Annotated in this window: 13 protein-coding genes; 9 read left to right on the top strand and 4 right to left on the bottom strand. The window is 46.8% G+C overall.

Annotated features, from left to right (window positions below):
* Nucleotides 1-108: 108 nt before the first annotated feature.
* Complete coding sequence (locus NBH15_RS02120) at nt 109-786, top strand: hypothetical protein (RefSeq protein ID WP_250821884.1); 678 nt, start codon at nt 109-111, stop codon at nt 784-786.
* Between the two features lie 3 nt (nt 787-789).
* Here the strand turns inward: NBH15_RS02120 and NBH15_RS02115 are convergent, their stop codons facing one another.
* A complete protein-coding gene (locus tag NBH15_RS02115) occupies nt 790-2,466 on the bottom strand; it encodes a SulP family inorganic anion transporter (protein WP_250821883.1) in 1,677 nt (558 codons plus the stop codon).
* 300 nt (nt 2,467-2,766) lie between these two features.
* Here NBH15_RS02115 and rbr point away from each other — a divergent pair, with 300 nt between their 5' ends.
* The 8 genes from rbr to NBH15_RS02075 all read left to right on the top strand — a co-directional run bounded on the left by rbr (nt 2,767) and on the right by NBH15_RS02075 (nt 19,003).
* On the top strand, nt 2,767-3,345 hold the full coding sequence (gene rbr / locus NBH15_RS02110; RefSeq protein ID WP_128133385.1) for a rubrerythrin: 579 nt from the start codon (nt 2,767-2,769) through the stop codon (nt 3,343-3,345).
* Between the two features lie 143 nt (nt 3,346-3,488).
* Complete coding sequence (locus NBH15_RS02105) at nt 3,489-4,382, top strand: ABC transporter ATP-binding protein (protein WP_044215046.1); 894 nt, start codon at nt 3,489-3,491, stop codon at nt 4,380-4,382.
* Between the two features lie 21 nt (nt 4,383-4,403).
* Nucleotides 4,404-7,721 (top strand): golvesin C-terminal-like domain-containing protein, encoded by a 3,318-nt coding sequence (locus NBH15_RS02100; protein ID WP_250821882.1) that lies wholly within the window; start codon nt 4,404-4,406, stop codon nt 7,719-7,721.
* A gap of 21 nt (nt 7,722-7,742) precedes the next feature.
* The gene (locus NBH15_RS02095; RefSeq protein WP_009860439.1) at nt 7,743-9,239 is read left to right on the top strand and encodes a TolC family protein; all 1,497 of its coding nucleotides are present in this window, start codon (nt 7,743-7,745) and stop codon (nt 9,237-9,239) included.
* A 6-nt stretch (nt 9,240-9,245) separates the two neighbouring features.
* On the top strand, nt 9,246-10,307 hold the full coding sequence (locus NBH15_RS02090; RefSeq protein ID WP_250821881.1) for an efflux RND transporter periplasmic adaptor subunit: 1,062 nt from the start codon (nt 9,246-9,248) through the stop codon (nt 10,305-10,307).
* 20 nt (nt 10,308-10,327) lie between these two features.
* A complete protein-coding gene (locus tag NBH15_RS02085; protein ID WP_128133382.1) occupies nt 10,328-13,486 on the top strand; it encodes an efflux RND transporter permease subunit in 3,159 nt (1,052 codons plus the stop codon).
* On the top strand, nt 13,483-18,225 hold the full coding sequence (locus tag NBH15_RS02080) for an efflux RND transporter permease subunit (protein ID WP_250821880.1): 4,743 nt from the start codon (nt 13,483-13,485) through the stop codon (nt 18,223-18,225). The genes NBH15_RS02085 and NBH15_RS02080 overlap by 4 nt, the downstream gene beginning before the upstream one ends.
* Nucleotides 18,226-18,289: 64 nt before the next feature.
* Nucleotides 18,290-19,003, top strand: coding sequence for a hypothetical protein (locus NBH15_RS02075; RefSeq protein ID WP_009860435.1), 714 nt, complete (start codon nt 18,290-18,292; stop codon nt 19,001-19,003).
* A gap of 176 nt (nt 19,004-19,179) precedes the next feature.
* Here NBH15_RS02075 and NBH15_RS02070 read toward each other — a convergent pair whose 3' ends face one another.
* From NBH15_RS02070 to NBH15_RS02060, 3 genes are all read right to left on the bottom strand, one after another.
* Nucleotides 19,180-19,434 carry a DUF6722 family protein gene (locus NBH15_RS02070; RefSeq protein ID WP_128133381.1) on the bottom strand — a complete coding sequence of 85 codons (255 nt, stop codon included), beginning with the start codon at nt 19,432-19,434 and terminating at the stop codon, nt 19,180-19,182.
* Between the two features lie 70 nt (nt 19,435-19,504).
* Complete coding sequence (locus tag NBH15_RS02065) at nt 19,505-21,046, bottom strand: sulfatase (RefSeq protein ID WP_250821879.1); 1,542 nt, start codon at nt 21,044-21,046, stop codon at nt 19,505-19,507.
* A gap of 29 nt (nt 21,047-21,075) precedes the next feature.
* Nucleotides 21,076-22,404, bottom strand: coding sequence for an alpha-L-fucosidase (locus NBH15_RS02060; protein WP_350472257.1), 1,329 nt, complete (start codon nt 22,402-22,404; stop codon nt 21,076-21,078).
* Nucleotides 22,405-22,513: the final 109 nt, after the last annotated feature.

The following is a 22,513-nucleotide window of genomic DNA, read 5'->3' as shown; positions in this document are numbered from 1 at the left end:
GGAATAAGAATTAATATATTGAAGGTGGATTAAGTAAAATATCTCTATCCTATTGATAGGGGTATTTCTTGTTTTTCATGTCTTCACAATAGTGAAAACGGAAAAGATATGAAACGATTGTTGTTATGGATGGTGTTGTTGCTCCCTGTTGTTGCCGGGGCAAAAGAGGAAGAGGCATTCAGGAGATGGGAATTTGCTCTTTCAGGAGGGTTGAATAATAACTACTCCTGGGAGGTGGAGCCGGCGTTTACTTTTTTTGTTTGCCGGTATGTCGGTATAACAGGAGGTGTTAATTTTACGGGACAGTTTTACGACGAATATTATTCCGGATCTGCTCCGGGAAACATGAGATGGTATATCGGTTCGGATGAATCGAATGTAAAACGGATACTTTTCCGTCCGGCTCTCCGGTTGCGTACACCCAATATAAACAGGTGGGGAGATCGTGACCTGAAGGTGACGTTCAATATGGAACCTGGCGCATATATGGTTGTTCCTGCCAACGAAACGCTTCGGGTGGGTTATGAAAATGAAAAACAACCCACTTCGGCTCTGTATACGGAAGATATGACTAACCTGAATGGGGATTGGTTGTATTGGAATGTAAGGAGTTTTATGCAGATCGAGGTAGAAAGCTGGGTATTTTCAGCTGGATATACCATTTCTAACTATGATGTGTATGGCGGTCGCCGTAACCTCGTGATTGAACGAAAGCCGTTGAACGATATGCTATGGAAAAAGAAGATGACGCATTCGTTCTTCCTTTCCATAGGCATTCAGTTTTAGAATTTATTTTACAGCTTCTTCCGCTTTCCTGACAGCTTCGTTGATGTTGGAACAGATATTGTCTGGTCCGATCTTCTTGTCGAATCCGGATTTGGTCAATACCCGGCGTACATCTTCGTTTACTCCGGATAAGATCATATGGATATTTTCTGCTTTCGACAGACGGAACAGGCTTTCCAGGTTATGCAGGCCGGTCGAATCCATAAACGGGACTTTGCGCATGCGGATGATACGTACTTTAGGTTTGTCACCTATGATCTTCATCACATCGTCGAACTTATTAGCTATACCGAAGAAGAACGGGCCGTCGATTTCGTACACTTCTACGCCTTTCGGTAAAGTCAGCACTTCTTCATCATGATGGATTTCTCCTTCATCGGACAGGTCGATCTCGTCTTTGGAAACAGACACATGCGTCGTTTCCGCTACCCGTTTCATAAACAGGAACATGGCAATTAATAAACCGATCTCAATGGCGATGGTCAGGTCGAAAATAACGGTCAGGAAGAATGTGACCAGCAAAACAGAAACATCGCTTTTCGGATTCTTCATCAACGAACGGAAGGTACGCCATTCGCTCATATTATAAGATACAATAATCAACACCCCTGCCAGGCAAGCCATCGGAATATGCTTGGTAAGCGGTCCGAGAAATAACAGGATCAGCATCAGTACGACTGCATGGATAATACCGGCAACAGGTGTACGGCCTCCGTTGTTGATATTGGTCATTGTACGGGCAATTGCTCCGGTAACGGGAATACCTCCGAAAATGGGAACAATGATATTGGCGGCTCCCTGGGCGATCAGTTCCGTGTTCGAATTATGCTTATCTCCCGTTACACCATCGGCTACAGTTGCCGAAAGAAGTGATTCGATAGCCCCCAGCATGGCGATGGTAAAAGCCGCAGGAAGCAGGAGATTGATTGTTTCCATATTGAAAGAAATAGCTTCCGGTTGCGGGAGGGAAGCATTGATAGTGAAACGGTCGCCAATGGTTTCAATACCAGTGATACCCAGATGATTGCGCATAATATATACGATGACTGTCATGACGATAATAGCAATCAACGATCCCGGTATTTTTTTGGAAAATCGGGGAGAGACGGCAATAATAAGTATACTGACAATCCCTATTACGAACGACCATGGATTGACCGTATGGAAATGTTCGAAGTAAGCAATCCATTTGGAGATAAAATCGGCCGGTACTTTTTCCATCGTCAGTCCGAACAGGTCTTTCATCTGTGTGGTAAAAATGGTCAGTGCGATACCGCTGGTAAAGCCGACAACGATCGGGTAGGGGATGAATTTAATGACTGTGCCGAGTTTTAATGCTCCCATAATTACCAGTATGATACCGGCGATAACGGTTGCAATGGCAAGTCCTTCGATACCAAAATTCTGTATGATACCGTATACGATGACGATAAATGCTCCCGTCGGTCCCCCGATCTGCACATTGCTGCCTCCCAGAAAAGAGACAATGAACCCACCGATAATAGCGGTGATCAATCCTTTTTCCGGACTAACTCCCGAAGCAATACCGAATGCGATGGCAAGCGGAAGGGCCACAATGCCCACAATGATCCCCGCCATAAGGTCTGCCATGAATTTTTCCTTGGAATAGTTTTTCAGCGCCGAGATCAACTTGGGCTGAAAATCAAATTTACGTTCCATCTTTCTGCCTAGTATGTTAAATTTTGATGCAAAGATACAATAATATTTAGCGTAAAGCATAAAATATAGGATATATTGTAATGTCGACATTGCAAATGTGGTAAAAATTGTATCTGTATCTGTCCTGAACTTCTGATTACTTGTCTTTCGGGAGAAAAGTAATAGATGTTATTTATCTGTGGATAGATATATTTTAAGTAAAAGAATGAATTAAAGTCTTAAACATTTTCCTACTTTTGAGAGTTATTTAAATAAGGCGATTTTACAAACTCATTTTATACTACATATATAATTAGCATTATGGAAAAAAGTATTAAAGGTACACGTACCGAACAGAATTTGCTTAAATCATTTGCCGGAGAATCTCAGGCAAGAAGTCGTTACACATTTTTTGCAAGCGTAGCTAAAAAAGAAGGTTACGAACAAATAGCCGGTGTATTTATGGAAACAGCTGAACAGGAAAAAGAACACGCTAAACGTTTCTTCAAATTCCTGGAAGGTGGTATGGTGGAAATTACTGCTTGTTATCCGGCCGGTGTGATCGGCACAACAATGGAAAATCTGGCTGCTGCTGCTGACGGCGAAAATGAAGAATGGGCTGACTTATACCCTGCATTTGCTGACATCGCAGAAGAAGAAGGTTTCAAAAACATTGCTGTTGCTTTCAGAATGATTGCTAAAGTAGAAGCTGAACACGAAAGACGTTATCGTAAACTGCTGGCTAACTTGACAGAAGGCAAAGTATTTGAAAAAGACGAAGCTATCTTCTGGCAGTGCCGTAACTGCGGTTTCGTGATCGAAGGCAAGAAAGCGCCGATGAAATGTCCGGCATGCGAACATCCGCAGGCATATTTCGAACCGATGAAGCAGAACTATTAAAATCTGATTTTAATTAAAAAAATTAAGCGTCCTTATCCAATATATTTGGGATAAGGGCGTTTTTTATTTGTATTCATGCGAATAAAATATATCTTTACCAGCCATTAATACTTAATTCTAATTTCTTCTGAATAGTTGGCAGAATGAGCATATCGATAAAAGACCTAAATAAGGTGTATCCGAACGGAAACCACGCCTTGAAAGACATTAATCTGGAGATACCTACGGGCATGTTTGGACTGCTCGGGCCCAATGGTGCCGGTAAATCTACATTGATGCGTATCCTGGTTGCATTAATGGAACCATCGTCAGGACAGGTGAATATTTGCGGATACGATCTGTTCAAACAGCGGAAGGAGATCAGGGGAATATTAGGTTATCTCCCGCAGGATTTCCGTTTCTTCGCCAAATATAAGACACATGAATTTCTGGATTATGCGGCCCGTTTATCAGGCATGACAAATGGCAAGCAACGCAAGCAGGCTGTGGATGCCATGCTGGAAAATGTCGGTCTCTTTGATGTGCGCGAACGGTATGCGAATAAACTGTCGGGCGGTATGAAACGCCGTCTGGGTATTGCCCAGGCATTGATCCACCATCCGAAGGTGATAATTGTGGACGAACCGACGACTGGGTTGGACCCGGAAGAACGTATCCGTTTCCGTAATCTGCTGTCGGAAGTCAGTGAGAATGATGTGACGATTATTCTTTCCACCCATATTGTGGGAGATATATCCAGTACCTGCAACTGCATGGCGTTGATGAATAAGGGACAGGTTTCCTTTTACGGTTCTCCGCAGGATATGCTGAAACAGGCGGAAGGGAAAGTATGGCGCATTAAAGTGACAAGTGATGAACTGCACGAGGTGGATAAGAAATATCCTGTTATCTCTACGATTCCTTCCGGTTCCGGTTGGGAAGTGCAGGTGGTGGCCGACGAGATCGAAGGGTATGAGGCTGAATCGTATCCTCCCAATCTGGAACATGCTTATGTATATTATATGGAAAATAAATTGAACCTTTGGACCAATGATTAGTAACCTTTTACTTTACCCCCTATGTCGTTTGTCAACAATATACAATCGGTAGCAAAATACGAAAGCAAGATATTGATCCGAAGCTGGTTCTTTAAGGTGTTTACCGTGCTGGCTCTTCTGATACTCGGATTCTTTGACTTTGGTATGTTGGTTGCCGACAATGGCGGAGGCATGTGGATGTTGAAAGCGCTCCCTTCCAATCTCCCTTACCTGAACCTGCTTTTACTGAATACCGGGCAGGCAGTCATATCGATATTCCTTGCTTCGGAGTTTTTGAAAAGGGATAAGAAGCTGGATACTTCGGAAGTCTTTTATGTCCGTCCGTTGAGCAATGCGGAATATGTGATCGGAAAGATATGGGGAAACCTGCGGGTTTTCCTGATACTGAACCTGATCGTCATGGGAATGGCTCTGATATTTAATTTTATAGGATCGGGCATGTCGGTAGACTGGCTGTCGTATCCGGTTTATTTCCTGCTGATAAGTATTCCGACACTGATCTTTATCATCGGATTGTCCATCTTCCTGATGCTGGTACTGAAAAATCAGGCGCTGACCTTTATTATCTTATTGGGATATATCGGGTTGACATTGTTTTATATCTGCGATAAGTTTTATTACCTGTTCGATTATATGGCTTATAGTTTGCCGCTGGTTAAATCGACTATCGTGGGCTTTACCAATCTGGAAGTTGTATTGAATCACCGGGCGATCTATTTCTTTGCCGGACTGGCTTTTATCTTTTTTACGATCTTTCTGTTCAGGCGGTTGCCCAATTCGTCACGCAGTAATTATCCGTGGCTGTTCCTTTCGTTCTGTATGCTGCTGATAAGTGGGGCGGCCGGATATAAACATGTTCATTCCATCCTGGGAGAAGGGGAGGTGCGTATCCTTTACACCGAGATCAATAATAAGTATGTGAATACTCCCAAGATGATAATCAATCAATACGATATATCACTCGAACAGCAACCGGAACGGGTGGTTTCGGAGGTGGAAATGAAAGGGATGGCTTTGCAGCCGGCGACTGTTTTCACTTTTTGCCTGAATCCCGGTTTGCAGGTGGAGGAAATAAAAAGAGGAGGGAAGCCTCTTGATTTCAAGAGGGATAATCAGATATTGCTGGTCGATTTCGGTGAGGAGGTTTTACCTGGCGATACGGTATCTTTCTCTATCAGGTATAGCGGGAAGATCGACAGCAAGTTCTGTTACCTGGATATTCCGGCAGAGATTTTGCAGAAAGAGCGCAGGGATTTCCTGTTTAATATAGATAAGCAATATGCATTTCAGACACCGGATTATCTGTTGTTCACTCCTGAAACATACTGGTATCCGCGTCCCGGAACCTCCTACAGCAATGTGAGTCCAGACTGGCAGCAGACTTATTTCAGCAAATTCGGTTTGCGGGTGAAAACGCTTCCGGGTCTCACTCCGCTTTCGCAAGGGGAGGGAGTGAAAGGAGAGGACGGCGTTTATTCGTTTGTCTCCGAATATCCGGCACAGGCAATTTCCGTGATTGTGGGTAAGTACAAACAGCAAAGTCTGGAATCGGACAGTACATTATATAGTATCTGGCACATTGAGGGAAACGATTATTATACGGCTACTTTCGATTCCATACTCGATACCATTCCCAGCTTTATCCGTAATATGAGAGATAATCTGGAACGTAACTATAAACTGAGTTATCCGTTCAGCCGCTTCTCGATCGTGGAAGTGCCTGTTCAGTTCTCCACCTATACCCGTGCCTGGTCGCAGGCTCAGGAAGCTGTACAGCCCGAGATGGTCCTGTTCCCGGAAAAAGGATGTATGTTCGGCCAGCTGGACGTGGACAAGATGTGGCGCAACCAGGTGAAATGGTCGAAGCGGGGAGGACGTGAGATAACGGAAGAAGAGGCAAAGATACGCACGCTGAACAACTTTTTCTGGATATTCCAGCGGCCGGAAGGAAACTATAATTTCTCTTCCAGCGGCCGTGGTAATTATAATATCAGTTCGCAGGCAAACCCTTATTTCCTGTTCCCGCAACTGTATAATTACCGTTACAATATCTTTTCCCCCGAATGGCCGGTCGCTAATACTGCGATTGAGTTGTATCTACAAAAGAAATCGGATAACTATGGCTGGGAGCGTGAGATCAATGGCATCAGTAACAATGAAAAAGCCAGCCTTCTGATGGAAAAGCAAACCTTTAAGGAGTTGCTGGGTAATGTGGAATACCGTGATTTACTGGAGAATATTATCAGTTTAAAGACTTATCGGTTGTTTGCTATTCCTGAGATCAATATCGGGGTGAATGCATTCAGGGATTCGCTTTATACATTACTCGAACGGAATACTTTCCGGAACATCCAGTTTGAAAGCCTGCTGGATACATTAGGAATGGTCAGCCGGTCGGATATCCGGTCGGGATTGGAGGAATGGTCGCATCCTACGCCTCTGCCTATTTATAGTCTGGGACGACCGGAAGTGACAAAAATCACTAACCGGGGGCAGGAATCTTTTGTCCTGAAAATGCAGGTCAGCAATAATTCGGATTATGATGGAATTATACATATCGATATTCAGGGAGTCGGAAGAAGCAACCAGAATGATATCGATCCGCGTACCAGCCGGAAGATTCCGTTGGAAGCTCATCAGACAAAGGAACTGGTATCCGTTTGGGAGGATGCTCCCCGTGATGTAACCGTCAATACCTTGATATCCGGTAATTTGCCGAGTGTGATCAATCAGCCTGTCGGAAATATCAGACAGGAGAGAAGGCAGAATATAGATGCAGAAGGCGATTTTATAATTTCCGCTTCTTCTTTCGGGACGGAGGGAGAAATTATTGTGGATAATGAGGACAGTACATTGTTTATCCTCTCTGCGCCGGATGTAGTGGGGTTGTTACCCAAATGGCTGGATAAGGTTGAGGATACTTCGTTCAAGTATGCGGGTGTCTCGAGTTGGCGGCCTCCGTTGGAGTGGACGGCAACCACCAATGCAAATTATTACGGTAAATATATCCGTTCGGCGTATGTGGTAAAGAGTGGCAATGGTAGCCAGACGGCGATGTGGAAGATTCCTGTCCCGTCGGAAGGTACCTATGATGCCTATTATTATGTGAGTAAGGATAACGAACTCCGGTATAATGACCGGGCCCAGGGGGAATATCGTTTCAGGATCAGGCAGGGGGAAGAAAGCGAAGAAGCGTATATCGACCTCCGGAAAGCGAATGAAGGATGGGAACAGCTGGGCGTCTATTATTTTGTGGCCGATACGGCTTACATTACCTTGACGAATGAATGTAAATTAAGAAGTGTAACGGCCGATGCCGTCAAACTGGTAAAACGATAATCATTAAAACAGTCTACTTATATGCAAAGAGAGTTAGTATGGATGAAAAAGATGATCCTTGTGGTTGTTCTCCTGTCGGGAATCCCTCTGTTTTCCCACGGACAACTGTCGCTGACCATCGAGAAGGCATTGGATATAGCAGAAGAGAACAGTCCGACCCTGCGCCGTTCGCACATGAACCTGGACCGGTATCAGGAAACGCTGATAGCCCAGCGGGCTTCCCTTAAATCCAAATTCTCACTGAACCTGAATCCCCTGGATTATAGTAAGAACAGGAGTTTCGACAATCGTTTGTCGCAATGGTATACAAACGAAAAACTCAGTACCAGCGGAACTTTCCGGGTGGACCAGCCTATCTTGTGGACGGATGGTGAGATTTCGTTGATAAATACGTTCGGCTGGCAGGATAATAATTCGAATATCGACGGCGACAAGAATAGTAATAAGGCGTTTAACAACAACCTCTATCTGCAACTCTCGCAACCAATTTTTACTTACAATAAGCGGAAGATGGAGTTGAAACAGATCGAGTATGATTACGAGAATGCCCATATCAGCTATGCTCTCCAACGCTTGAATACCGAAAAAGACATCACCAACCAATTCTATAGTGTTTATATGGCGCAAAGTCAGTTGGCTATTACCCGCGAAGAATTGGTGAATGCCCAGCAAAGCTACGATATTATAAAGAATAAGGTAGAAGCTGACTTGTCAGCCAAAGACGAACTGTTTCAGGCGGAACTGAACCTGGCAACCGCCCGCTCTTCGGTAGAAGAACAGCAAGTCTCCCTGGAGAATGCAAAGGATAAATTAAAACAGGCGTTGGGTATGAACCTGGATGACGACTTGATGGTTTTTGCCGAGATAGATATCAAACCGATCGATGTTAACCTCCGGCAAGCGATAGATCACGGTCTGCAATCGCGCCTGGAGCTTCGCCAGCGGGAAATTGAAAGTGATGAACTTGGTTTCGATATGATCAAGACGAAGGCACTGAATGAATTTAAGGGAGATATCTCACTCTCTTTTGGTTTGATAGGTGACAACAAACGTTTCCAGAATATCTATGAAAACCCGACACAGAACCCGCGGGTGGCAATCAGTTTTACGGTGCCCATCTTCGACTGGGGAGAAAAGAAGGCCCGTGTCCGTGCGCAGAAAGTGGCTCAGAATATCAACAAACTTGATTTCCATGAAGATAAAGTCGATATCGAATTGAATATCCGCCAAGTATGGCGTAGCCTGGAAAACTTACGGACACAGATAGAGATTGCCGAACAGAACGTGCTGAATGCACAGCGTACATACGATCTGAACCTGACCCGTTATCGTGAAGGTGATTTGACCGGAATGGAAATGAGTCAGTTTCAGACACAGTTGTCGAATAAGAAGATCTCTTATACACAAGCCCTGATCAATTACAAGATCGAATTGTTGAATCTTAAAATACTTTCCTTGTACGACTTCGAGCTGAATGCTCCGATCGTTCCGATGAAAGACTTTATATCAGAAAAATAATTAGCCATGAAACAGTATAGTCATACCTTTGTATCTCTTGTATTACTAGCCATAGTAACAACCGGTTGTAACAACCAGCCGCAGAATCCTCCCAGCGATATAGCCACACCGGTTTCGGTAACAGAACTGAAAAAAGGTTCTATCAGTAAACTGATTAACACGACCGGGACGGCACAACCTACGTATGGTGTCGATCTTAACTCGGAAATGAGCGGTTTGTACAAACTCCAGATCAACCCGAAGACAGGAAGACCTTTCAAACTGGGCGACCTGGTCTCTAAAGGACAGCTGATTATCCATCTGGAAGATAAGGAATATGAGAACGGTATTGCCATAGATGCCAAGGAATTGAGTCTGGAAATAGCGGAACAGGAACAGTCGAAACAGAAAGCCCTTTATGAAAAAGGCGGTGTGACCCTGAGTGAAATGCGTAATACCGAAGTGAAAGTGACGAATGCCCGTTATGACCTCGAGAATGCCCGGATCAATCTGGAGAAGATGAATATAAAGGCTCCTTTCGACGGTGTTATTGTCGATCTGCCTCATTACACGACTGATGTGCGGGTAGAACAGGGAAAACCGATGGTGGGTATTATGGATTATGCCCGGATGTACATGGATGTCAACCTGCCGGAAAGTGCCATCAGTTATGTTAAATCGGATCAGCCTGTATTTATTACGCATTATACATTGCCGGAAGATACATTGAAGGGAGTGATCAGTGAACTTTCGCCGGCTATCAGTACGGAAACACGCACATTCAAGGGAAAAGTGCTGATACAGAACAATGACCTGAAACTGCGTCCGGGAATGTTCGTCAAGGCGGATATCGTCGTTGACAGGGCCGACAGCGCTATCATTATTCCGAAAGACGTGGTACAATCCAACCGTCGCCGTAAATTTGTGTTTATAGTGGATAAGAATACGGCTATCCTGCGGAATATCAAGACCGGAATGGAAGACGAGAACAATATCGAGGTACTGGAAGGCCTTCGCGAAAACGACAACCTTGTCACCAAAGGCTTTGAAACAATGAAGGAGAACAGTAAGGTGAAAGTACAGAAATAGAAAAATGTGAACCGATTATTATGAAGAACATTGTCAAATTTGCGGTAAGCAATCCGGTCACTATTTGTATGGTCGTGCTGGCCATCCTGCTGTTGGGAAAGATTTCCTACGACCAGCTGAGTGTTGACCTGCTGCCCGACCTGAATAATCCCCGGCTGTTTATCGAGTTGAAGGCCGGCGAGCGTCCGCCGGAAGAGATCGAGAAGCAGTTTGTGAAGAACATGGAGTCGATGGCTATCCGTCAGAGCGATGTCACGCAGGTTTCGTCGGTTGTTAAAGCCGGTTCGGCCCGTATCACAGTGGAATATACCTGGACAAAAGACATGGATGAGGCTTTCCTCGACTTGCAGAAAGCGATGAATCCGTTTGCCCAGAATAAAGATATCACCGAGTTGAAGATCACACAACATGATCCGAACCAGTCACCGGTTATCCTGATCGGAATGTCCCATCAGAATATAACCGATATGGCGGAGCTCCGGAAAGTGGCGGAAAGCTATATTCGCAACGAACTGATCCGGTTGGAAGGCGTTGCCGAGGTAACGTTGTCGGGACAGGAGGAGAGTACCCTGACAATCCGCACCGATCCTTATAAACTCGATGCTTTCGGTCTGAAGATAGAAGATATTGCTTCCCGTATTGAAGCAAACAATCAGAGCATATCGGGAGGCCGTGTCAGTGAACTGGGCTTGCAGTATCTGGTGAAAAGTTCCAGTCTGTTCGGTTCGGAAGAAGATTTCGAGAACCTGATAGTCGGTTATAAACAGGTGGCTAAACAGGAAACAGGCACGAATGCTTCCGCCGGTGCGGCAACGGCTTCGGGCAACAAGGCTCCGCTTTTCCTGCGGGAAGTCGCTACCGTAACTTTTGAAAATGCCCGCCCCGACAATATTGTTCGTATCAACGGCAAACGTAGCATAGGACTTTCGATCTATAAAGAAATGCGTTATAACACCGTGAAGGTGGTGGACGGTGTATCCCGTCAGCTGGGTGTTATCGAACAGGCGTTGCCCGGTTATCAGTTTAAAGTGATAACCAACCAGGGTACGTTTATCAAGAATGCGATCGGGGAGGTGAAAGACAGTGCCGTGCTGGGTATCGTCCTGGCGGTTGTCGTGCTGTTCGTTTTCCTTCGCCGGTTCGGGACGACGCTGATTGTCAGTATGGCGATTCCTATTTCGATTGTCGCTACTTTCAACCTGATGTTCTTTAACGGGCTTACACTGAATATTATGACGCTCGGAGGTTTGGCTCTGGGAGCCGGTATGTTGGTGGATAATGCTATTGTCGTTATCGAAAGCATCTTCCGGAACCAGGAGAAAGGGTTGTCCATACGTGAAGCGGCTATTACGGGAACGTCGGAGGTGGCGGGGGCTGTTATTGCCTCGACACTGACGACTATTGTGGTTTTCCTGCCGATCGTTTACCTGCATGGGGCGTCGGGGGAATTGTTTAAGGACCAGGCCTGGACCGTGACGTTCTCGCTGGTGTCGTCGTTGTTTGTGGCTATTTTGGTGATACCGATGTTGTATGACAGGTTGATGAACACACCCCCTGCCCCCTCTCGAGAGGGGAACCGGATACCATCGGATGCTAAAAAAGAAGCTGGTAATGAGACGGGAAGAGGTATTCAGTTGTTAGGGTACAGCAATTTGTTACGTAGCCTGATCGGGCATCGCTGGATTGTCATTTCGGCGGCAGTCGGGTTGATGGTGCTGACGGTTTTTCTGCTTCCTTTCATTGGGACGGAGTTTATGCCGCGCATGGAAAGTAAAGCTTTTACTGTTGTGGTGAAGATGCCGGAAGGGACAAAACTGGAACGTACTTCTTCGGCGGTGGCGAACCTGGAAGAATTGCTTTATACCATTACGGGCGATAGCCTGCTGACCGTTTACAGCCATATCGGCGAGGGTAGCGGTTCGGAGAATGCCATCTTCGAAGGAGAGAACACGGCAATGATGAAAGTAGTCCTTTCCTCCGAGTGCCGGGTAGCTCCCGAGGCTGTTATCGAACAGTTTGTTCATACGGCGGAGAATCCTGACGGACTGGAACTGACCATCAAACAGGAGGAAAATTCTCTCAGCTCGTTGCTGGGTAGCGAAGGTGCCCCTATCGTCGTTGAGGTGAAAGGGGAAGAGCTGGATGAAATAGCCGATATTACGGAAGAAGTGAAAAGCCGGATGCAGGAGGTATCGGGCCTCTATAATATTGTATCTTCCATTGAAGACGGTGCTCCGGAGATAACGATTTCCATCAACCGGACGATCGCGGGTATCAACAACCTGAGTGTATCGACTGTCATCGAACAATTGAAACAACAACTCAGCGGGAAAGAAGCCGGAAAGATGGAATATCGCGGAGAGATGCGCGATATTGTCATTAAGGTTCCTGATATTCCGCTGCGTGCCCTGGGCGACCTGGTGATCAAGAATGGCGAACAGGAGTTTCGCCTGCGTGAGATAGCCACCTTTGGCGAATCGCAGGCCCCGAAAGAAATATACCGCCGTAATCAGAACCGCATCAGCAAGGTAATGGCCAATATGGATGCCGGTAAGTCGCTGGACAAGGTGGCGGAAGAAATCCGTCAGGCGGTGAAAGGCATCGAACTGCCGGTCAACTATTCGGTTACGGTAACCGGAGAAGAGGAGAAGCGTCAGGAGTCGATGAACAGCCTGCTGTTTGCCCTTGCCCTGTCGGTCATCCTGGTGTATATGGTGCTGGCTTCGCAGTTCGAATCGCTGCTGCATCCTTTCACGATCCTGCTGACAATTCCACTGGCGGTGGTAGGTGCTATCCTGTTGTTCTTCCTGACCGGCACGACGATCAATATGATGGGAGTGATCGGTATCGTGATGCTGGTAGGTATCGCGGTGAACAACTCGATCATCCTCGTAGACCGTATCAACCAGTTGAAAGCAGACGGAACCGGCTTGACAGATGCCATCGTACAGGCCGGACAACAACGTATCCGTCCGATCATCATGACAACGCTCACTACGATACTTGCCCTGCTTCCGATGACGTTCAGCTTTGGCGAAGGCGCTTCGTTGCGTTCGCCGATGGCTATTGCCGTGATCGGAGGGTTGGTGACATCTACTTTAATGAGTTTGATGGTGATACCATGTGTCTATTATATATTGGAAAAGGTAAAAATAGGCGTAAATAACAGAAAAGCATGAACTTTCTACTACATAGAAGAATAACGATCTGTATGCTGTTTATCGCACTGACCATGCTTGGTTACGTGTCGTATAAGCAGTTGCCGGTGGAGTTATTGCCCAATGCCGAACTGCCGATGCTGTTCGTACAGGTTTCGTCCCAGCAGGATATGGACCCTTCGTACGTGGAATCGGAAATCGTTATTCCGCTTGAAGGAGCGATCAGTTCGATCGGAGGGGTGGATAAGATACAATCCACCGTCGACAGCCGCCAGTCTACCATACAGATAGATTTCAAAAACACGGTGAACTTCAAGATCACCTCCCTGAAACTACAGGAGAAGGTGAACGAGCTGGCAGCCACTTTCCCCGACGGCTTCAATGTGCAGTTGCAGAAGGTCGATGTCGGCCAGATGGCCAATAACTTTATGGTTTTGCAGGTGCGCGGTTCGGGCGGTGTCGACAGGGTACGTAATATTGTGGATAAGGAGATCCGTTCCGACTTGGAGAATGTGGACGGGGTCGCTTCCGTCAATATCTACGGCGGCCGGGAGAAAGCGATCGAGATACGCCTCAACCCTGAGGCTTGCAAGGCGTTGAACCTGACACCGTCTTCCATCAGCGGCCTGCTGACACAGAACACGCAGGATAAGGCCTTTGTCGGCTTTGCCAATGAACCGGACAGCAAATACTTTATCCATGTCAATGCTCTTTATTCGAAGGTGTCCGACCTGGAGAATATCGTGGTCGCCCCCGGTCCTGTACTGCTGAAAGATGTAGCCACCGTCTTTTTCGACCTGAAGGAAGAGACTTCCTATAGCCGTGTGAACGGAAAAGATGCGGTATCGGTCGCCTTGATGAGCGATTCGCAGGCGAACCTGATCGACTTGTCGCACCGGGCCGTCGAGGCAATCGACCGGCTGAACGAGAAGCTGGCTTATCTCGATGTGGAAGTGGTGGTGCAGGAGAATACGGCAGAGACGATGGAGAATAATATCGACCAGATCATCAATCTCGCCTTAGTGGGCGGTCTGCTGGCCATACTGATTCTCTGGCTGTTCCTGAAGAACCTGCGGCTGGTATTTTTTATTGCCCTTTCAATCCCTATATCCGTTTATACGGCATTTAATTTCTTCTATGCCTTTGGGATAACGATCAACAGCCTGACGCTGGTGGGGATGGCACTGGCAATCGGGATGCTGCTCGACAATAGTGTGGTGGTGCTTGAAAATATCTACCGCCTCTCAGCTTCCGGTTGTACGCCCGAACGTTCCGTTACACAGGGTACAAAGGAGGTATGGCGTTCTATCGTGGCGGCTACGCTGACGACGGTGACAGTCTTCCTTCCTTTTGTCTTCTCCGACAACTTTATGATCAAGCTGATCGGTCATCATATCGGTGTTTCGATTATCTCTACCCTGACTATCTCGCTATTTGTCGCCCTGCTGTTCATCCCGATGGCAACTTACCTGCTGCTGAGGAAGAAAAATGGGCAGAGCGTCTTTTATGAAAAGGTCTCGATTGTACAGCGTCCTGTACAGGTTTACCTGGTTTTGCTGAAAACATGTATGCGGAATCCGGGGGTAACGATCTTTGGGGCGATCATCGTCCTGTTCGTCACCCTGATCCTTTCCATCTACATGAATGTGCAGCAGATGAAAGATGTGAATACCGACCGTATTAATATCTATGTGACGATGCCGACGGGCAGTACGCTCGATAATGCGGATAAACTGGTGAAGGTGATCGAAGCGCGCCTGGACAGTTTTCCCGGCAGGAAAGACTTGATCAGTCGTATAAATGAAAAGAATGCCGTCCTCACGCTTAACTTCACCGATGACTTTGTGAAGAAGGCGGGAAGTAAAATGGCTGAATATAAAGCCACGGTGCAGGCCACCGTATCCAATATTCAGGGAGCGGAAATCTCTGTGGAGGAATCGATGTCGGGTGGCGGCGGAGGTGGTGGCGCAGGAGGAGGGGCCATGGCCGGCCTGGGTAATTTCATGCGTCTGCTGGGTATCGGCGAGAACCGTGAACGGATCGTGATAAAAGGTTCCGATTTCGATGTGATGCAACTGGTAGCCGAAGATTTCCGCTATTACCTCGATGAACAGGAGTTTATCCGTGGTTCGCGCGTCTCCTATAACCGCCGGCAGCCTGAAATACATCTCGATTTCGATCCGATCCTGCTGACTTCATACGAGATTACCCGTGCCAATATTTCCTCCGGGCTGGCGGCGCTTAATCCGGAGTATTCTTCGGGTACCTCTTTCAAGATCGGAGAGGATACCTACGATATCATCATCCGTAACGATATCCCCGGCGACGAAGAGACTGAGGAAGAAGAGGCGGAGACGGAAAAGAAAGACAAAACCGTCGATGACCTGCGCCGCGTACAGATACAGAATGCTAACGGAGGACTGCATGATTTGCAGGACTTGGCTTCTGTCAATTATGGCCGTGGACGTACCCGTATCATGCGGGTCAACCAGGATAAACAGATAGAGGTGTTCTATAATTTCTCCAAAGACGTACAATCGTCGAAAGACCTGCTCGAGGGGTATCGCTCGGATATCGACCAGTTGGTTGCCAATTATAATCTGCCGTCGGGGGTTGCCGTGGAGGTGTTCCATGAAGAAGATGAGTTTGCAGACTTTAAGTTCCTGATACTGGCAGCTTTCATCCTTATCTTTATGATACTGGCCTCTGTCTTTGAATCGCTGGTGACGCCTTTTGTCCTGCTTTTCTCGATTCCGCTGGCTGCTATCGGTTCTTTGCTGGCGTTGTTGCTGACAAGCAATAGCCTGCTGAATGCGAATACGCTGACCGGTTTCCTGATCCTGTTGGGCGTGGTCGTGAATAACGGTATCATCCTGATAGACTATTCCAATATCCTCCGCAAACGAGGTTACAGGCGTAACAGGGCATTGATGACGGCTGGCTTGTCACGTATCCGCCCGATCTTGATTACGTCGATAACGACAATTGTCGCCATGTTCCCGTTGGCGATGGGCGATTCGGAATATGCAGGTGCTATCGGTGCACCGTTTGCCATTACGGTGATCGGCGGGCTGACATTCTCTGCGTTGCTGACGCTGATCCTGATACCGACTGTTTGTATGGGATTGGAGAATACCTTGCAGTGGTATCGGGGCCTGTCTCCTAAAATATGGGTGTTCCATCTGATACTGTTCCTGTTGGGTGTTGTTGGTATCTGGTTGTATGCCGACGGGATGCTGTGGCAGTCTGTTTACATGGTTCTTCTGGTTTTCGGTATTCCGGGAGTGACTTATTTTGCTCAGACCAGTTTGAGGCGTGCCCGTTCGAAAGTAATCGATCCCGGGGAAGATATACATATCTCTGTCCGCAATCTGGTGAAGATATACGACTGGCCGGGACGTATCAGCCGTCAGTGGAATAGCGGCCTGAATATCCGCCGGCATCTGGGATTGAGCAATGAATATCGTTCGCTGAGAGACTTTGTCAACGTTCTGTGGCAGTTCGGTATGTTGCTTTTCGGTATGTATTTCACCTGGTTCTTCATCAATAACAGGCTGTGGATATTCCTGTTGTCGTTTGCCATCTATGCCACGATCCTTTATCTGTGGCGGAAGGTTCGTCAATACCTGTTCTACCGTTTCGGGGAAAATAAGCGGGTGAAATATATAAACCGTTTGATATTCTGGAGTATTCCTCCGATCATTCTGTTTGTTCTGTTCCGGAAGATGGATAATACCGGACTGATTTCCGTTGTGGGCCTTCTGTGGGCCTTCTGTATTGCCGTATATGTTTCTTCGCAATACTTGTATGAAAAGAATGTCAATATAGAACGTATCAAAGGACGGCTGGCCGGACTTCGCCGTTCCTGGTTCCGTATGGTCAAAGGGATTCCGTTGATCGGGAAACAGCGCAGGCCTTTCAAAGCCTTGCGAGGCGTATCTTTTGAGATCCGTACGGGAATGTTCGGTCTGCTGGGACCTAATGGCGCCGGCAAATCAACTCTGATGCGTATTATCTGCGGTATCCTGGAACAGAGTTACGGCAGCATCTGGATCAATGGACTGGATACCCGCATTTACCGGGAGGAATTGCAGAGCCTGATCGGTTTCCTTCCGCAAGAGTTCGGAACTTACGAGAATATGTCTTCCTGGGAGTTTCTCGATTATCAGGCGATCCTGAAAGGGCTTACCGATAATAGGTTGAGGGAAGAACGTCTGGAATATGTATTGAAAGCAGTTCATATGTATGAACGGAAAGACGACAAGATCGGTTCTTTCTCCGGCGGTATGAAACAGCGTATCGGTATAGCCCTCATCCTGCTTCATCTTCCCCGTATTCTGGTGGTGGATGAGCCAACAGCCGGTCTCGACCCGCGTGAACGTATCCGTTTCCGTAACCTGCTGGTAGAGTTGAGTAAAGATCGTATCGTGATCTTCTCCACGCATATTATCGAAGATATTTCCAGTTCATGCAGCCAGGTGGTGGTTATCAACAAAGGCGAGCTGAAATACTTCGGCGATCCGACCGATATGGTAGACATGGCTACCGGTAAGGTCTGGCAGTTCCATATCGACCGTGAGTCGTTCGAACAGGTGCTGGATAAAACGATGGTGATTCATCATATACAGGATGGAGATACGATACAGGTGCGTTACTTGTCTGTCGGCTCGCCTTATGAGGGAGCCGTAGAGGTAGAGCCGAACCTGGAAGATGCTTATCTCTGCTTGCTGAAAAATATGGAAGGGAAGAGCGGACAATGAGCCTCATGCTAGTGTCAGGCGGTATGAGACTCAAGTGGTAGATTAATGTTGTAAAAAGATAGTTATGACGATAAAGCAATTGATACCTTTATTACCCAAGGTGGTAAAATATAACCTGAAGATCATCTTCGCCGGCAAGTTCATCTGGTTCTTGCTGGCGGCATTCGCATTCTTTGCCTATTTCATGTTCCAGGCAGCCTGGAATAGGGCAGAGATCAATGAAGGACTGATCTATAACCTTTTGATGTTCCCTTGTGTCCTGCTGGTATTCTATCCTGCCGTATTCGGCATCCAGAATGATGAGGATAACCGGATACTGGAAATCCTTTTCGGTATCCCTGACTACAAATATAAGGTCTGGGGAGTGCGCCTGTTGATGATTTATGTCGCTATATTTTTTATCCTGGTGGCTTTTTCTTATCTGGCTACATTATTGTTGTATCCGGTCAATCCGTTCGAGATGTCTGTCCAGTTGATGTTCCCCCTTGTCTTTTTCGGGAATCTGGCCTTTATGCTCTCCACCATCACCCGTAGCGGTAACGGTACGGCTGTGTTTACGATTATTCTGGCTATTCTCCTTCTGATAACGAGTGAGATGGAAATAATAGAACGTTCATTTTGGAATATTCTCCTGAATCCTTTTAAAGTACCTGATAACTTCCTGCCGGTAATCTGGGAAGGGTTGATCGTAAAGAACCGTATTTTCCTTTTGATAGGTGGCATTGTGTGGATGATGATCGGGTTGCTGAATTTGCAGAAGAGGGAGAGGTTTATATAAATAATCAGGCACGGATCACATGCGATAATAGATCGTGTGATCCGTGCCTGGAATCTTATTTGCCAGTTAACTATATTTGTCTAGCCAACGTTTGCCTGCTGGAGTTTTAACAAAAATAATAATTCCTATGGCAATCGCACCTAAAAGGAGATATAAAAATATAGCAGGTTCCATATTTATTTCTTTTTATAGGTTAATACTAAAAACCCTGCAATACATAAAAGAATTGCTATACTAACAGCTATTGTTATCACCAAAATCTTATCGGTATTGAGTTGTAAAACGGTAGTAATTACAGCACCTCCGATTACTAGTTTCGATATATCCAATAGATATTTTCCAAACTCTTTGAGAATGTTCGCTTCCTCTTTCTGTAGCTGTTGTACCTGTAGAGGTATGGACATTCTTTTTGTTTTACGCCTGTTCTTCATAGTTAAATAATTTTGTTACAGGCAAAGATAGGATATAATATTGAAAGAGTGCAGGAATAACTGCTAAAAATTATATCTCATCCGGCCAGGGGCAAGGTTTGCCGGTTGCCTTAAACGATGGGCGCTGTGCCTCCATCTTTCGTAACTGTTTGCCCAGGTCTTTGGATAGTTTTTTTATTAAGTCGGGACGGGAAGCGGACAAGTCATTCTTTTCGCCTATATCGTCGGGTATATTGAATAACTCTTTCTTTCCTATCTCATAATAATAGATTAGTTTCCAGTCACCCTGGCGGATTGTGCAGGTGGCTCCGATACCCGGCCCTGTGTTGCCCCAAAGGTTCGGGAAGTTCCAGTATAGGCTGCGTCCTTTGGAGGGATCGCCGGTATTGGTTAGCAGCGGCATGAAGCTGACGCCGTCTATCGGCTGGATAGTCTCGTATTTCTTTATTTCGGCCATTTCAAGGATGGTCGGGAAGAAGTCTTCGATGATCAGGTATTTGTCGCATTTAGTCTGTGGTTGTACCTTGCCCGGCCAACTGACGATCATCGGTTCACGAACGCCGCCTTCGTAAGCGGAGCCTTTACCGCTGTTTAGCGGGGAGTTCTGGGTATGAGGTTTGCCGTCGCGCCATTCCGGTTCGGCAGCCAGACCGCCGTTGTCGGACATGAAGATGATGATCGTGTTATCCGCCAGCTTGTTCTTCTCCAGATAATCCATGATATCGCCCAGACTTTTGTCCATTCCCTCTATCAAAGCGGCATAAGCGGCTTCTTTCTCTCCCAGCCCTTTGTCGATATATTTCTGATAGAAACGCATATCCTTGTCTATCGGGACATGAATGGCATAATGCGACATGTAAAGGAAGAACGGCTGGTCGTATTGTTGCGCTTTATCCAGTGCTTTGGTAGCTTCCCGTGTCAGGGCTTCGGAGATAAAGATATCCTTTCCCCAGTATTTATCCAGGCCCGGAACGGCGAACCAGGGACTCGGCTTGCCGTCTGTCCGGTTACCGAAATTGGCTTCTCCCAAATAACTGGCAAGGCCACCGCCGGCATGTCCGGCAATGTTTACTTCGAATCCGAAATGATACGGGTTCTCTCCCGGTGTATCTACCGCTCCCCAATGGGCTTTTCCGCAATGGATGGTATGATAACCGTTATCTTTCAGTATTTGAGCCATAGAGGTAACCTGGTAAGTATGTTCGATGCCTGCGACCTCACAGATACCGTTTACATTCCAGTCCGGCAATTCCAGCACATCGCTTTGCCGGTCTGTCGATTTGTTTTTGGGGTATGTCCAGTTCGTTACCCGGTGACGGCCTGCATTCATGCCGGTATAGAGGCTGCAACGACTCGGCGAGCTGATACTGGAAGCATAAGCCTGGGTAAACATCATACCCTGGCGGGCGAGGCGTTCCATGTTAGGCGTTTCGTATACTTCATTATAATGTGTCTTTTCCTTCCAGAAAGGGAGGGAAGTATCTTGCCAGCCCATATCATCTACCAAGAAGAGAATAATATTCGGCCGGTCTTGCGGTTTGGCCGCTTCAGCTTGCCCGGCTGTTCCCAATAACGGAAGTGTTGCCAGTGATAGAAATAGTCTCTTGTTCATACTCGTATCATTTTAGTTCATTTGTTTATTTATTGGACGTTGAAAACACTGAAGTTACGTATATCCGGTTGTGCTACCGATTGAGAGATTGTCAGGCGCAAAGCCGAAGCCTCTACCGTCGGGAATTGCTCGATACGCTTGTGCCCTACTGATTCGCCTTCGCAAACGGTTTGCCATTTGCCGTTTACTTTGGCTTCTATTTTATATTGACGGATACGCTCACCGTTCCGGATGTTCTCCTGGATAATGCAATGATTGACCGGTTGCGCCTTATCCAGTTTTAGTATCAGGCTTTTCTTTTGTCCGGAGGTAGAGGCAAGCGGGGAAGAGAAGCGGCGGTTTATCTCGTCGCCCCATTCTTTCAGTCGTTGTACGTCGCCGGATGGAATCAGGCCTGTTGTATCGGGTGTCAGACCGACAATCAGTGTTGCATTCCTGCCGACCGATTTATAATACATATTCATTAAAGATTCAACCGGGTAAACCGTATTTTCGTCATCCGGCTCCCAGAACCATTCATGCCGTCCGTTCATACCCCGCAAGGGAGTATCTGCCATAGCCGGAACCCAGTATTTTCCATCCTTGTCGCCCTGTTTCAACAGGTCGTTATGGTTTCGGCTCCCTTCCGTATTATTGCTGTGTGAGTAAGGGTAGGGGAAAGAAGACCAGCAGGGATAACCGACCGTACCTGTCTCGGAACCGCCCCAGCGGAAATCCGCCCGGTCTACGTTATGATAGAAAAGGCATTCCGGCTGATACTTGCTGACGATGGGTAATACGTCTGGCCCGTCGCCTTTCGGATCGTCTGCGCCACCGTCAAACCAGATCATAAACAAATCACCGTAGCGGCTGCAAAGTTCTTCAACCATGCGTTCGCAGAAATGCTTATACCATTGTTGACGGTTAGCGGCAAACTCTCCTTCTCCCTGTACCTTGAAATTATGAACGCCAAAAAGTGAGTTCCACCGGATACCGACATAGATCCCCGGCATTATATCGTATTTTCTACATGAATTGACAAAGTCGCGGATGATGTCCCCTTTCCCGTCGCGCCATTTCACGGCTTTCAGGCAATAGGGATTGATATCGCTCTGGTAAATGGCAAAGCCCGTCTCATGGGTGGCCGTCAGGACGGCAAACTTGGCCCCGGCTGCTTTTGCCGCCTGTACCCACTGGTCCGTATTTAGTTGGGTAGGGTTGAAGATATTGTAATCTTCTATCGGTTGGACGCGGTTGTTGCCCTGGCCATATTTGATGCCGTCAAAGACATGGAGGTCATAGTGGAAGACAACGCCCATTTCCGATTCGTGCCATTTCAACTGGTGGGGGGCTGGACGGGGGATACAGGGCGACCGCACCAAAATTCCTCTAAAAAGTTTATCATTGCAAAATGAATACCTCTAATTATTTTTCAGAAGTGACAGATCCTCGTGTAACAGGTCGCTGTCTACATTTGTTGTCAGATAT

This window comes from Parabacteroides caeci, from assembly GCF_023656795.1.
Lineage (GTDB): Bacteria > Bacteroidota > Bacteroidia > Bacteroidales > Tannerellaceae > Parabacteroides > Parabacteroides segnis.
Note: the sequence above shows the minus strand (reverse complement) of the source record. Positions and strands in the feature narration are given on the sequence as shown.